Source organism: Ruegeria arenilitoris, assembly GCF_013031355.1.
Lineage (GTDB): Bacteria > Pseudomonadota > Alphaproteobacteria > Rhodobacterales > Rhodobacteraceae > Ruegeria > Ruegeria arenilitoris_C.
In genome coordinates, this window is the sequence record NZ_WPZO01000002.1 from 119,974 (window position 1) to 134,065 (window position 14,092).

At 60.8% G+C, this 14,092-nt stretch carries 14 protein-coding genes; 9 read left to right on the plus strand and 5 right to left on the minus strand.

Going from position 1 to position 14,092, the window contains the following annotated elements:
* Positions 1–42 precede the first annotated feature (42 nt).
* From ileS to GOX63_RS06215, 3 genes are all read left to right on the plus strand, one after another.
* Positions 43–2,955 (plus strand): isoleucine--tRNA ligase, encoded by a 2,913-nt coding sequence (gene ileS / locus GOX63_RS06205; RefSeq protein ID WP_170545158.1) that lies wholly within the window; start codon positions 43–45, stop codon positions 2,953–2,955.
* 71 nt (positions 2,956–3,026) lie between these two features.
* Positions 3,027–3,482 carry a methylated-DNA--[protein]-cysteine S-methyltransferase gene (locus GOX63_RS06210; RefSeq protein ID WP_170326931.1) on the plus strand — a complete coding sequence of 152 codons (456 nt, stop codon included), beginning with the start codon at positions 3,027–3,029 and terminating at the stop codon, positions 3,480–3,482.
* A gap of 76 nt (positions 3,483–3,558) precedes the next feature.
* A complete protein-coding gene (locus tag GOX63_RS06215) occupies positions 3,559–4,026 on the plus strand; it encodes a hypothetical protein (protein WP_170326930.1) in 468 nt (155 codons plus the stop codon).
* On the opposite strand, the gene GOX63_RS06220 is transcribed toward GOX63_RS06215, so the two are convergent.
* From GOX63_RS06220 to fsa, 4 genes are all read right to left on the minus strand, one after another.
* Positions 4,011–4,724 (minus strand): CDP-alcohol phosphatidyltransferase family protein, encoded by a 714-nt coding sequence (locus GOX63_RS06220; RefSeq protein WP_170326929.1) that lies wholly within the window; start codon positions 4,722–4,724, stop codon positions 4,011–4,013. The genes GOX63_RS06215 and GOX63_RS06220 overlap by 16 nt on opposite strands.
* 83 nt (positions 4,725–4,807) lie before the next feature.
* A complete protein-coding gene (locus GOX63_RS06225) occupies positions 4,808–5,728 on the minus strand; it encodes a tyrosine recombinase XerC (protein WP_170326928.1) in 921 nt (306 codons plus the stop codon).
* A complete protein-coding gene (locus GOX63_RS06230) occupies positions 5,725–6,432 on the minus strand; it encodes a DUF484 family protein (RefSeq protein WP_170326927.1) in 708 nt (235 codons plus the stop codon). Before GOX63_RS06230 ends, GOX63_RS06225 begins: the two co-directional genes overlap by 4 nt.
* A 197-nt stretch (positions 6,433–6,629) precedes the next feature.
* A complete protein-coding gene (fsa, locus tag GOX63_RS06235) occupies positions 6,630–7,283 on the minus strand; it encodes a fructose-6-phosphate aldolase (RefSeq protein WP_170326926.1) in 654 nt (217 codons plus the stop codon).
* An 87-nt stretch (positions 7,284–7,370) separates the two neighbouring features.
* Here fsa and GOX63_RS06240 point away from each other — a divergent pair, with 87 nt between their 5' ends.
* From GOX63_RS06240 to GOX63_RS06255, 4 genes are all read left to right on the plus strand, one after another.
* The gene (locus tag GOX63_RS06240; protein ID WP_170326925.1) at positions 7,371–9,566 is read left to right on the plus strand and encodes a primosomal protein N'; all 2,196 of its coding nucleotides are present in this window, start codon (positions 7,371–7,373) and stop codon (positions 9,564–9,566) included.
* Positions 9,567–9,645: 79 nt separating this feature from the next.
* Positions 9,646–10,878: an MFS transporter gene (locus GOX63_RS06245; protein WP_170326924.1), complete on the plus strand. Its 1,233-nt coding sequence runs from the start codon at positions 9,646–9,648 to the stop codon at positions 10,876–10,878.
* 66 nt (positions 10,879–10,944) lie between these two features.
* Entirely contained in the window at positions 10,945–11,823 is an 879-nt protein-coding gene (locus tag GOX63_RS06250; protein WP_170326923.1) for a 50S ribosomal protein L11 methyltransferase, read from the plus strand.
* 98 nt (positions 11,824–11,921) lie between these two features.
* Positions 11,922–12,266, plus strand: a complete 345-nt coding sequence (locus tag GOX63_RS06255; RefSeq protein WP_170326922.1) for a hypothetical protein — start codon at positions 11,922–11,924, stop codon at positions 12,264–12,266.
* 103 nt (positions 12,267–12,369) lie between these two features.
* On the opposite strand, the gene GOX63_RS06260 is transcribed toward GOX63_RS06255, so the two are convergent.
* Positions 12,370–12,582 (minus strand): DUF1127 domain-containing protein, encoded by a 213-nt coding sequence (locus GOX63_RS06260; protein ID WP_170326921.1) that lies wholly within the window; start codon positions 12,580–12,582, stop codon positions 12,370–12,372.
* A gap of 334 nt (positions 12,583–12,916) precedes the next feature.
* Between GOX63_RS06260 and ruvC the strand changes: the two genes are divergently transcribed.
* The gene (ruvC, locus tag GOX63_RS06265; RefSeq protein WP_170326920.1) at positions 12,917–13,414 is read left to right on the plus strand and encodes a crossover junction endodeoxyribonuclease RuvC; all 498 of its coding nucleotides are present in this window, start codon (positions 12,917–12,919) and stop codon (positions 13,412–13,414) included.
* Positions 13,411–14,088, plus strand: a complete 678-nt coding sequence (gene ruvA / locus GOX63_RS06270; protein ID WP_170326919.1) for a Holliday junction branch migration protein RuvA — start codon at positions 13,411–13,413, stop codon at positions 14,086–14,088. The genes ruvC and ruvA overlap by 4 nt, the downstream gene beginning before the upstream one ends.
* Positions 14,089–14,092: the final 4 nt, after the last annotated feature.

The window sequence follows — 14,092 nt, forward strand, 5'->3', positions numbered from 1 at the left end:
CTTCGATCCTAGTACGACCAGATCATCCAAAGGACGCCCCCAATGTGCGCCGACACGATCCAGACACCTGATTACAAAGACACGCTGAACCTGCCCAAAACCGAGTTCCCTATGCGCGCCGGCCTGCCCAAGCGCGAGCCCGCATGGCTGGAACGGTGGGAAACCATCGGCGTCTATGACCGCCTGCGCGAAAAAGAAGGCCGCGCGCCCTTTACCCTGCACGATGGTCCCCCCTACGCCAACGGCCACCTGCATATCGGCCACGCGCTGAACAAGACCATCAAGGACATGATCGTACGCTCCCATCAGATGATGGGTTTCGACGCGCGCTATGTGCCCGGCTGGGACTGTCACGGCCTGCCCATCGAATGGAAGATCGAGGAGCAGTACCGCAAGAAGGGCAAAAACAAGGACGAGGTGAACGTTGTCGACTTCCGTCAGGAATGCCGCAAGTTCGCCGAGGGCTGGATCGACATCCAGCGCGAAGAGTTCAAGCGCCTTGGCATCACCGGTAACTGGGCCGATCCCTACATCACCATGGACTATCACGCCGAGGCCGTGATCGCCGACGAATTCATGAAGTTCCTGATGAACGGCACGCTCTATCAGGGCTCGAAGCCCGTGATGTGGTCGCCCATCGAAAAAACCGCTCTGGCCGAGGCCGAGGTCGAGTATCATGACAAGGAAAGCTTCACCATCTGGGTGAAATTCAAGGTTGTGAACGCGGGCGATTTGGATGACGCGTTTGTTGTGATCTGGACGACCACCCCGTGGACCATGCCGTCCAACAAGGCGGTCGTTTTTGGCAAGGACATCTCCTACGGCTTGTACGAAGTCACTGGCGCGCCCGAGGAATGCTGGGCCAATGTTGGCGACAAGTTCCTGCTGGCCGACAATCTGGCCGCCGACGTGCTGGGCCGCGCCCGTTTGAACGACGACCAGTGGACCCGCGTTCGTGACGTGACCACCGATGAGCTGGCAGGCGTCCAACTGACCCACCCACTGGCCGGGGCCGAGGGCGGCAATGGCGAATGGGATGACATCCGCGACTTCCGCGCTGCCGAATTCGTGACCGATACCGAAGGCACGGGGTTCGTCCACTGTGCGCCCTCGCACGGTATGGAAGAATTCGAGTTGTACCGCGATCTGGGCATGTTGGAGCAGGTTATCACCTACAACGTGATGGACGACGGCTCGTTCCGCGCCGATCTGCCGTTCTTTGGCGGCAAGTTCATCCTGTCCCGCAAGGGCGGTGAGGGTGACGCCAACAAAGCCGTCATCGACAAGCTGGTCGAAGTTGGCGGGCTGCTGGCGCGTGGCAAGATCAAGCACAGCTATCCGCATTCGTGGCGCTCAAAGGCGCCGATCATCTATCGCAACACGCCGCAGTGGTTTGCCTCTGTCGACCGAAAGCTGAACGACGGCATGGGTGAGATGGGGGATACGATCCGCGAACGCGCTCTGCGGTCTATCGACGAGCTTGTAAAGTGGACCCCGCAGACTGGTCGCAACCGCCTGTATTCGATGATCGAAGCGCGTCCGGACTGGGTTCTGTCGCGCCAGCGCGCCTGGGGCGTGCCGCTGACCTGCTTCACCAAGAAAGGGGCTTTGCCCACCGACGCGGATTACCTACTGCGCAACGAAGACCTGAACGCTCGCATCAAGGCGGCGTTCGAGAAAGACGGCGCCGATATCTGGTACACCAACGTCTTCAAAGAGAAGATTCTCGACGGTATCGCCAACCCGGACGACTACGATCAGGTGTTCGACGTGCTGGATGTGTGGTTCGACTCGGGTTCGACCCACGCCTTTGTTCTGCGTGATCGTGAGGATGGCACCGAGGATGGTATCGCGGATGTCTACATGGAAGGCACCGACCAGCACCGCGGTTGGTTCCACTCGTCCATGCTGCAGGCCTGCGGCACCAAGGGCCGCGCACCGTACCGCAACGTTGTCACCCATGGCTTCACACTGGACGCCAAGGGCAACAAAATGTCCAAGTCGCTGGGCAACACCATCGTGCCGGAAGAGGTCGTCAAGCAATACGGCGCCGATATCCTGCGCCTGTGGGTGGCTCAGACCGACTATACCGCCGACCAGCGGATCGGGCCGGAGATTCTGAAAGGCACCGCTGACAGCTATCGCCGCCTGCGCAATACGATGCGGTTCATGCTGGGCTCGCTGGCTGATTTCACCGAGTCCGACCGCGTGGCGCCCGAGGAGATGCCGCGTCTGGAGCGCTGGGTCCTCAGCCGTCTGGCCGATCTGGATGAGCAGGTGCGCAAGGGCTATGCCGCGTTCGATTTCCAGGGCGTGTTCAGCGCCGTGTTCACCTTTGCCACGGTCGATCTGTCGTCCTTCTACTTCGACGTCCGCAAGGATGCTCTGTATTGCGACGGTGACAGCCTACGGCGCCGCGCGGCCCGCACCGTGCTGGATATCCTGTTCCACCGCCTGACCACATGGCTGGCACCGGTTCTGGTGTTCACCATGGAAGAGGTCTGGCTGGAGCGGTTCCCGGGCGATGACAGCTCGGTCCATCTGGTGGACTTCCCGGACACGCCCGCCGACTGGCGTAACGAGGTGATGGAAACCTACATGGCCAAAGTGCGCCGCGTGCGCCGCGCCGTGACCGCAGCGCTGGAAATCCAGCGTCAGGACAAGGTAATCGGTTCCAGCCTCGAGGCAGCGCCGATCGTGCATGTCGAGGATCAGGAAACCCGCGACCTGCTGGCCACTTTCGACGTGGATGACATGTGCATCACATCCGGTCTGACCGTCACCGGCGACCCGGCCCCGGCCGAGGCGTTCCGCGTGCCGGAGATCGAAGGCGTCGCAGTGGTGTTCGAAAAGGCCGAGGGTGAAAAGTGCCAGCGTTGCTGGAAAATCCTTCCCGATGTGGGCCGCCACGCCCACGAAGGCGTCTGCGGACGCTGCGACGAGGCGCTGAGCTAAGATCCAACCCCCGGCTTAAACGCCGGGGGTTTTTCGTTGCGTAGGGCGCGGCGATCTGAAACCCTGCGCCCATGCCGATGATTGCCGTTGAAACTCAGTTTGGTTGCCTTGGGGTCGAAGAGACTGATGGCGCCATCACGCGCCTTGTGTGGGATGGTCGGAACGAAGGGCCTGAGACGCCTTTGTTGCAGGAAGCTGCTGCGCAGCTGACGGCCTATGAACAGGGCAGGCTTGAGCGGTTTGATCTGCCCTATCACGTAGCCGGGTCAAAATTTCAGCAACAGGTCTGTGATCTGATGTATGCCATTCCTTTGGGCGAAACCCGCACCTATGGCGATATCGCCAAAGAGCTGGGGCAGCCCGCTCAGCCCGTGGGGCAGGCCTGCGGCGCCAACCCGATCCCTGTCATCATTCCCTGTCACCGGGTGTTGGCGGCCAACAGTCTGGGCGGATTTTCCGGCGATGGCGGGGTCGAGACCAAGGTTGCCCTGTTGCGCCATGAACGGGCGGCAGGCCTACTGATCTGACAAGCGGAATTCTATTGCAATCCGGTTGCTTGAGGCCCAATTTGTATCAGATAGAGAATTCAAAGGACCGCATTGAATGACCGCCCAATCAGACCTGGCCGCCCGTAAAAAGGTCATTATTGACCGCCTGATGTCGCTGGAAGAGCAGGAGCTAGCCACCGCGCAAGCCCATTACGACGCGTTTTTGAAGGACTCTCAGCTGGATGACCGGGAAGGGCATGACAAGGACGATATCGCAGCCTCGCGCGAGAATGCGGATCTGGCGGCGGCCTTTGATGCCCCGGTGCACGCACATCACGCCAAGATCGACGTGATTGAAAACACCGATTTCAGCCTGACCAACACGGTGCAGCCCGGTGCGGTGGTCAAGTTCAACAACCGCCGCTTTGTGGTCTGCGTTTCGACCACACGGTTTGATGTGGACGGCAAGACCTATATGGGGATCTCAACCCAAAGCCCGATCTACCTGTCGATGGTGGGCCTGCAAGAGGGCGATGTTTTCACCCATAACGGCACCGAGTTCGAGGTTCAGGAAGTCCTGTAATCTGCGCTTTTGCGCTGCGGTATGATCTGCTGCGCAATCCCTGCGGACACCAGATAGAGGCTGGTGATCACCAGACCCCAATGCGCCCAGCTTTCGGGGTGGAAATCGACCCATGCAGCCCATCCGGCAAAGAAAGTCCAGGCAAAGGCCATGGGCAGCGACACGGCGCGCCAGCGTTCGGTACGGACCGGGTGGATGAATTTCAGCGGCAGGAACATCGCCAGAGACAACAGCGATACCAGCAGCAGGATGATCCAGAAGTTGGGCTCCAACGCGAAGATCACGATTACGAACATGTTCCAGCAACCGGGGAAGCCGGAAAAGGAGTTGTCCTTTGTTTTCATGCGCGTATCGGCAAAATACATCGCGCTGGCAAAGGTGATCACGATGATCGCAAACCAGCCGGTCCAGCCGTCCATCAGACCGGATTTGAACAGTGCATAGGCCGGAATGAACACGTAGGTCAGGTAGTCGATGATCAGATCCAATAGCACGCCATCAAACTCGGGCGCGTTCTTCTTGACGTGGTAGTGACGGGCCAGAGGGCCGTCGATGCCGTCCACGATGAACGAGACCACCAACCATAGATACATCAAGCTCCATTTTTCTTCGACAGCGGCCAGCATGGCCAGCATCGCGAAAACGGCGCCGGTGGCAGTGAAGAGATGGACGAAAAGCGCTTTGAATCTGAGGGTCATGCAGGTGTCATGAACGATGCGTTCGCCAGATGCAAACCAAAAGCCGGGTTGGAGGGAATGCCTGACGTCGCGATGCGAAGACGTCACGCTTTGGGGTGCGTGCGGTTGTAGACTTCCATCAGCCGTGCGGTATCGACGGCCGTGTAGGTTTGCGTGGTCGAGAGCGACGCGTGCCCCAGCAGTTCCTGAATGGCGCGTAAGTCGCCCCCGGCGGACAGAAGATGGGTGGCAAAGCTGTGCCGCAGGGCGTGCGGTGTGGCGGTTGCTGGCAGGCCGAGTTGCATTCGTGCCTTGGCCATTGCGCCCTGAATGGCCCTTGGGTTCAGCGGGCCGCCACGCACACCGCGGAACAGGGCCTTGTCCTTGTCTTGCGGGTGTGGGCACAGCTTAAGATAGTGATCCACCGCCGCGCGGGCAGCTGGCAGGACGGGCACGATCCGCTCTTTGTCGCCTTTGCCGACGATTCGCAGGGTCTCGGGTAGGGGGGCGTTTGCACCGGTCAGAGACAGTGCCTCGGAGATACGCAACCCGCAGCCGTAAAGCAGCGTGACTACGGCCACATCGCGGGCCGAAACCCAGTCGTTGGTCGATTGCAGCTCGACCGTTTCGATCATGGCGCGGGCGGCGTCTTCGGTCAGCGGGCGGGGCAGTTTCTTGGTGAACTTGGGCGCGCGGGTCGACAGGACAGCCGTGGGTTCGAACCCCTCCCGCTCGGACAGCCAGCGGTAGAAGCTTTTGACGGCCGAGAGTTTGCGCGCCAACGACCGCGCCCCCACGCCCGAGGCGCGCTGATCCGCCATCCACGCACGCATATCGGATACGGTGATCCGGGCCAACGCCGCTAGTCCCTGACGTTCGCTGTGATGCAGAGTCATGAAGGACAGGAAATCGGTGACATCCCCGCGGTAGGCGGTCTGTGTGTTCTCGGACCGCCCGGCCAGCGCCCCCAGACTGTCCAGCCAATGCTGTAGCGCATCGCGGCAGGCTGGGGAGATCAGGCTCACGACAGCCAGTGGCGCATCGAGCGTTCGAACACGCCAGCAAAGAAGGACAGCAGATCGGTGCCCAGTTGCGGGGTGAAGTGGTTGGCGTCCTTGGCCCCCATAACGATCATGCCGGGCAGGCGGCCTTCGCCCAGATTCAGCCTCAGGCAGGCCTCGGACCGAAGCTGACTGGCCATGGTGCCGAACACCCGGGGGTTGGCATGGGCAATTGGGCGCAGGACAACTTGCCGTGCGGGACCGCCACGGTCCTGGCTGAGATAGGCATCGACGGCACCCGGTTCGACGACGGTCAGCACACCGCCCAGCTTTTCGATCGCGGGGTCTTCCTGCCGGACTGTGGTTTCCAGAACCAGCGTGATGTGGTCCACGCGCAGGATATCGGCAATTTCACTGCCGAGTGTGCGCAGGAAATCCTCGAAATCGACGGGTTCCAGCAGGCGGAGGATGGCACGGTGCACCTGATTGGTGCCGGCGAGGTTTTCGTACGCCGCGGCAATGACCGAGCGGTGCGTGTCCTCAAGCCTGTCCAGTCGCGCTTCAAGCCGCTGCATGGCGATGCCGCGCAGGTCGATGACATTGTCGCCGCGCGCCTGTTCATTGGCGGCCACCAGCGCCTGCATCAGATCCTTGTCGTCCAGCACGGCGTCCGGTTCAGCCAGAATCGCGGCGCGGAGATTGTCCTTGAGTTTGGTGTTGCTGCTCATGTCCCGTCCGGTCTTTTTTTGTTGGCGGGCTTATAACACGGAATGCGACATTTGCCTTGGGAAAAATGCAGGCAAAAGTGGATTTCATGTGGGCATGTGTCGGAAAGGCTCCCGCCTGCAAACCCCTGATCAGAAGATCAGGTTTTGCAGTTGGGCCGGGCGCGGCGCCTGACGGCTCCGCGCGGGTGCTCTGAGTATCAGAGGATTTTCTGACCGGTCTTGGCCCAGTCGGTCAGGAAGGTTTCCAGGCCTTTGTCGGTCAGCGGGTGATCGGCCAGTTTCTTGATCACGCCCGGAGGGGCGGTGATCACGTCGGCACCAATGCGGGCGCTGTCGGTCACGTGGTTCACCGTGCGGATCGAGGCGGCGAGGATTTCGGTTTCGAACCCGTAGTTGTCGTAGATCTGACGGATGTCAGCGATCAGGTCCATACCGTCGAGGTTGATATCGTCCAGACGGCCAATGAAGGGCGAGATGAAGGTTGCTCCCGCTTTGGCAGCCAAAAGCGCCTGGTTGGCCGAGAAGCAGAGGGTTACGTTGACCATCTGGCCTTCGTCTGAAAGGGCTTTACAGGTTTTCAGGCCGGCCCAGGTCAGCGGAACTTTCACCGCGATGTTAGGCGCGATCTTGGCCAGTTTGCGGCCTTCGGCGATCATGTCGTCGGCCTCGGTGGCGACCACTTCGGCGGACACAGGGCCGTCGACCAGATCACAGATCTCTTTGGTCACTTCCAGAATGTCGCGGCCCGATTTCAGGATCAGCGAGGGGTTGGTGGTCACGCCGTCCACCATGCCCAGATCGTTCAGTTCGGCGATGGCGTCGATCTCGGCGGTGTCTACGAAGAATTTCATGAGGGCAGTCCTTTGATGGGTTGGCCTTGGTCGCGGATGCCTTTACCTCAAAGAGACCCATGCTGAAACCCCTGACAAGGATATGCGGTGAGCACTCAGGAGTATTTCGACCACGGTGAGCTGGTGGCGGTGCTGACCACGCAGCCGCTGGACCGGACGCTGGATTACAAGTCGCCCGAAGGTGGGTGTTTTTTGGGCGCGTTTGTCGAGGTGCCTTTGGGGCCGCGCAAGGTGCTGGGTGTGGTCTGGGGGCCGGGGCAGGGCGGCTTTGATATCAGCAAGGCGCGGTCGGTGATCCGGGTGCTTGAGGTTGCGCCGATGCGCGAGGAGATGCGGGTGTTCTTGGGCCGCGTCGCCGATTACACGCTGACGCCGATGCCTGCGATGCTACGGCTGGCAACGCGCGCGCCGGGGCTGGGTGATCCGCCGTCGATGCGCAAGGTCTACCGTCTTGGGAGCGGTGAGCCGGATCGGATGACCGACGCGCGCACCCGCGTGCTTGAGGTGTTGCGGGATTATGGCGGACTGGCCTTTACCTTGAAGGAACTTGCCGAGCAGGCGGGCGTGACGTCGTCCGTTGTGAAAGGGCTGGTGAAGCAGGGTGCGGTGCGAGAAGAGGACAGCCCGCGCGATCTACCTTATCCGCATCTGGACCCGGACCTGCCGGGCAAAGAACTGACCGAGGATCAGGCGGCTGCGGTTGCCAAGTTGCAGGCCGGACAACGCACTGGTGACTATGGAACCACGCTGCTGAAAGGTGTGACGGGCTCCGGTAAGACTGAGGTCTATTTGGAAGCTGTTGCCGAAGCATTGCGGATGGGACGGCAGGCTTTGGTGTTACTGCCCGAGATCGCTCTGACCGCGGAATTCCTGACGCGTGTCGAGGCGCGGTTCGGTGCGCGCCCGGCCGAGTGGCATTCCGGTGCAACCATGACCGAACGCCGCCGGGTCTGGCGGATGGTCGGGCAGGGTGACGCGCAATTGGTCGTGGGCGCGCGGTCGGCTCTGTTTCTGCCGTTCCGTGATCTGGGGCTGGTGGTAGTCGATGAGGAACACGACACCTCGTACAAACAGGAAGACGGCGTGCATTACAGCGCCCGCGACATGGCGGTTCTGCGGTCGGCGATTTGCGGCGCGCGGGTGGTTCTGGCCAGCGCTACGCCCTCTCTTGAAAGCTGGGCCAATGCCGAAGCCGGCAAGTATGAGCGGCTCGACTTGACCTCACGCTTTGGCGCGGCGGTGCTGCCCGAGATGAAGCCCATCGACATGCGGGCCGAGCAGATGCAGCCGGGAACTTGGATTTCTCCGTCTCTGCGGCAGGCTGTGCGGCAGCGGATTGAACGGGGTGAACAATCGCTGCTCTTCATCAACCGCCGCGGCTACGCGCCGGTGACGCTGTGCCGGGCCTGCGGTGAACAGATCGCGTGTGACCATTGCGACGCGCGGATGGTTGAACACCGGTTCCTGAAGCGCCTGATGTGCCACCAATGCGGTGAGACAAAGCCGATGCCTGACACCTGCCCGTCCTGCGGGGTTGAGGGCAAGCTGGCTCCGGTCGGGCCGGGTATTGAACGGCTGGCGGAAGAGGCTGAGGCGACTTTCCCCGAGGCGAAGATCGCCATGCTCAGTTCCGATCTGTTTGGTTCTGCCCGGGCATTGAAGGCCAAGATCGAAGAGATTGCCGAAGGTGACGCGGATATCGTCATCGGTACGCAGCTGGTCGCCAAGGGGCACAACTTTCCCAAGCTGACATTGGTCGGGGTGATTGACGCCGATCTCAGCCTGCACGGGGCCGACCTGCGGGCTGCCGAACGGACGTTTCAGTTGATGCGGCAGGTTGCGGGCCGCGCGGGACGCGCGGACAAGCCGGGGCAGGCGCTGTTGCAGACCTTTCAGCCGGAGCACCCGGTGATCCGGGCGATCCTGTCGGGCGATGAAGAGGGGTTCTGGAAGGCCGAGGCTGCCGGACGGCAGGCCGCTGGGGTTCCGCCCTATGGGCGCATGGCCGGGATCGTGTTGTCGGGGCCGGAGGTCGGGCCGGTTTTCGATATCGGCAATGCGATGGCCCGAAACGATGCGCCTCTGCGCGAGATCGGCGCACAGGTTTTCGGCCCAGCCCCGGCGCCGATTGCACGTATCCGGGGGCGGCACCGCGTGCGCCTGCTGGTCAAGGCGCCCAAGGGCGCACCCATTCAGGACGCCATCGCCCGCTGGATTGCCCCCCTGCGCCTGAAAGGGGATATCCGCCTGACCGTCGATATCGACCCGCAAAACTTTTACTAACCCTGCGTCAGCGCAGGGTTAATGTGCACGGCGTCCTTAGCCCTCGCCAAACCGCGAAAATAGGCGTAGAGGGAGTCCCATGCTGAAACCCATGCCGCTTTCCGAGGCGCAGAGCCTGCCGTTCTGGCGCCGTCCCATCACGCTCTTGTTCGTGATGGCGCTCACGATGCCCATCGCCTTCAACGCGTGGAGCGCGCTGTTGAACAACTTCGTCATCGAGGTGGCGAGCTTTGACGGTGCCGATATCGGTTTGCTGCACACAGTGCGCGAGATTCCGGGTTTTCTGGCCGTTGGAGTGATCGCGGTGATCATCTTCGTTCGCGAGCAGGTGCTGGCGATGATCTCGCTGATGATGTTGGGCGTGGCGACGGCGGTGACCGCATGGTTCCCCAGTCTGGGCGGGTTGCTGTTCGTGACGTTGTTCAGCTCGATCGGCTTTCACTATTACGAAACGGTGAACCAGTCGCTGCAGCTGCAGTGGCTACCCAAGGACCGCGCGCCACAGGTGCTGGGCTGGCTGGTGGCCATGGGCTCGGCGGCCACGGCGGTTGTCTATGGCCTGATCGTGCTGACCTGGGATCGGTTCGATCTGTCCTACAACTTTGTGTTCATGGCGGCAGGCGGTGTGACGGCGTTGCTGGCGCTGTTCTGTCTTCTGGCCTATCCGCAATTCGACGCACCCACGCCGCAGACCAAAAAGCTGATCCTGCGCAAGCGGTATTGGCTGTATTACGCGCTGCAATTCATGGCCGGCGCACGGCGGCAAATTTTCGTTGTTTTCGCAGGCTTCATGATGGTCGAAAAGTTCGGGTTCGAAGTCCACGAGCTGACCAGCCTCTACCTGATCAACCTGGTGATCAACATGGCAGCGGCGCCGATGCTAGGCAAAGCGGTGTCAATGTTTGGGGAACGCCGCACGCTGATTTTCGAATACACAGGTCTGGCCATCGTCTTCGCAGCGTATGGCGGTATCTACTGGTTCGGTTGGGGCGTATTGCTGGCGGCGATCCTTTATGTGATCGACCACGTGTTGTTTGCTCTGGCGCTGGCGCTGAAAACATATTTCCAGAAAATCGCCGACCCTGCGGATATCGCACCGACGGCCGCGGTGGCTTTCACCATCAACCACATAGCGGCTGTCTTCCTGCCTGCGCTGCTGGGTTTGCTCTGGGTGGTGTCGCCCGGGGCGGTCTTTGGACTCGCGGCCGCTATGGCGCTGATCTCGCTGGCCTTGTCGCTGCTGATCCCGCGCCATCCCGAGCCGGGCAATGAGACCATCCTGTCGAAATACGCCCCGGCGCCTGCGGAATAAGTGTCAAAGCTTGACCTTGCTCACTTGTAGCCCTAGGCGCTGTCTCAACTGAGACAGGAGGCCCCCATGCCCACATTCACCGCGCTAACCACTCTGACCGGCAAGAAAGCCGCCGAAGGTCTGGGCGAAGCGATGGAGCGCCTGGACCCGGAACCCACCGGCGTCGGTGTGTTCGAGGTCGAGGACGGCTCGGGCCTGTGGGAGGTTGGTGGCTATTTCACCGAGGCACCGGATGAAACGGCGCTGGCCGTTCTGGCCGTTGCCTTCGAGGCCAAGCCGTTTGTGGTCTCGGAACTGCCCGAAACCGACTGGGTTGCCCATGTGCGCCGTGAGCTAGCCCCGGTCGAGGCTGGCCGGTTCTTTGTCTACGGCAGCCACGATGCTGACAAACTGCCCGAAGGGCGTATCCCGCTGCTGATCGAGGCCGCGATGGCCTTTGGCACCGGTCACCACGGCACCACATTGGGTTGCCTCAAAGCGCTGGATCATCTTCTGAACGACGGGTTTGCAGCGACCAAAGTGGCCGATATCGGCTGCGGCACTGCGGTACTGGCGATGGCCGCCGCGCGGGTCTGGGATGGTGACATCATCGCCAGTGACATCGATCAGGTCGCCGTGGATGTGGCCGAGGCCAACCTGAAAGCCAACGGCATGTCCGGGCAGGTGCATTGCGTCGAAGCCGCTGGTTTCGACCATCCCGATCTGCAGTCACATGCCCCCTACGACCTGATTTTTGCCAATATTCTCAAAGGTCCACTGGTGGCATTGTCCCCTGAAATCGCCGCGAATCTCCAGGACGGAGGATTTGCGATCCTGTCAGGAATCCTCAACGAACAGGCCGATGATGTAATCTCGGTTTATTCGCATAACGGGTTCAATCTGGTCAAAAGAGATGAGATTGGTGAATGGACGACGCTAGTTTTGAGCAAAAAAGGCCTAAATTAGGCTATTTGCAGGAGTTTCGTGGATTCTTGCCTCTTTTTTGTCGCAATCTGTAACTACCGTCATAACGTGGTTACGGGGGCGGTTTTGTGGAGGCTGCCATGACGGTGAAACATCTGGAATTCGATCAGCGCGTTCAACGCCTGAACAAGAAGCACGCTAAGCTTAGTCGGGGCTATCGCGCTACTATGCGCAAGGATGGCCTTGTGGTCATGAAACCGCAGAGGGTCAAATCTGCGGTTCCGGTAAAGGCGCTTTTTGGGTGCCTCCTGGGCTTGTTCGCGTTCAAGATATTTTTGCTGACAAGCTTGGGGGCTTCGGCTTACCAATATCGCGTCGACAGTCTGGCGGAGGGGACATCTGTTGAGAAAGCGGGTGCCTGGGTGATGCAGATCGACCCGGTGTCCGAGTATCTTGCGGCTCAGATCAGCGGTTTCCTTCACTGACCAGATCAGCTTTGATGAAAAAAGAAACGCCGCGCATCGTGAAATGCGCGGCGTTCTTTATGTGCCCCAGGGGAGAATGGGGCGAGTGAGTGATGGTTGTCTCTTAGCGACGACCTTCTGCCACGAGGTCAATATCACCGCGGCACATACCGATATCTTCCAGTTCGCGATCCGTCAGACCGCTCAGCACGTTGCGTGTCACGCGGGCGTCATTCCATTCAACAACGGCGTTCACGACCGATGCGAAAGTTTCGCCGATACGGCCAACGAGGCCGAACGAGCCAGTGGTGGTGCGGGTGGTATCCAGTGCAGCCATATCCTGTTTCCTTCTGGTTAGAGTTTAATTTTTGATCATCCGATCTGAGCGGCATCTAGTCCTGTCGATCTGGCCGCACAAGTGCGGAAATTGCATGTGTCCTATGCGTTTTTTGCAAGGGTGGGAGATCATTAAAAACCCTTAATTTATAGGCCATTAAGCGTTCAGAAAATGTGTCGATTTCAGACTTTCCGCAGTCGCAAACAGGCCGTTTTGTCGCCCCCGGGACAGGCGTGTCGTTTTCAGGCGCAGGGTCAATTCGCTTGGAAAATGTTCACGCTTCGTGCTAATCCGAAAGAAAGATCACAAAAACCCGAGCAGGCTGAGGCGAAATATGCGAATTCTGGGCATTGATCCGGGGCTCAGGACCCTGGGATGGGGCGTCATCGAATCGCATGGCAGCCGCCTGAGCCACGTTGCGAATGGCTTGTGTAAATCTGACGGGGATGATCTGGGCGAACGGTTGCTGTCGCTGCATAACCAGATCGTCGAGGTCATTGCCGAACATCAGCCCGATCAGGCGGCCATCGAACAAACCTTCGTCAACAAGGATGGCGCTGGTACGCTGAAGCTGGGCCAGGCCCGCGGCGTGGCGCTGCTGACGCTGGCGCAGGCCGGGCTGCCGGTGGGTGAATACGCGCCCAACCGGGTCAAGAAAACCGTCGTGGGTGTCGGTCACGCCGAGAAAGAGCAGGTTCTGCACATGGTCAAACTGCAGTTGCCGGGCTGCCAGCCCAAAGGGGCCGATGCGGCAGATGCGCTGGCGATTGCAATCTGTCATTCCTATTACGGCGCAGCGCCACAGGCGCGAATGAAAGAGGTGCGGGCATGATTGGAAAACTGACAGGGCGGCTGGATTACCGTGCGGCGGATCACGTGCTGATCGACGTGCGCGGGGTTGGCTACATCGTCTATTGCTCGGACCGGACCATGGCGGCTTTGCCAGGGGTGGGTGAGGCGGTCTCGATCTACACCGACATGGTGGTGCGCGAGGACTTGATGCAATTGTATGGGTTCCTTTCGTTGATCGAGAAGGAATGGCATCGCCTGCTGTGCTCGGTTCAGGGGGTCGGGGCCAAGGTCTCGCTGGCCATCCTGTCGGCGCTGGGACCGGACGGGGTCAGCCGGGCGATTGCCTTGGGCGATTGGGGGGCGGTCAAGGCGGCCAAAGGGGTCGGGCCTAAGACGGCGCAGCGGATCGTGCTGGACCTCAAGGACAAGGCACCGGGTGTCATGGCTATGGGCGGAACTGTGACCGAGGCGATGGATGGCCCCGCCTTGGAAGTCGTCGAGTCGGCCGAGCCCGCACCGGCCCCGAAACGGGCGGCGAAACCGGCCTCGGGGGCGGCTGCAGCCTCGGCGGGTGCATTGTCGGCCCTGTCCAATCTGGGCTATGGACCTTCCGACGCCGCGTCCGCCGTGGCCGAAGCGGCGGCAAGCTTGCCGGATGCCGGTGAGGCCGACCTGATCCGAGCCGCGCTCAAGTTGCTTGCACCGAAAGGGTGATTGA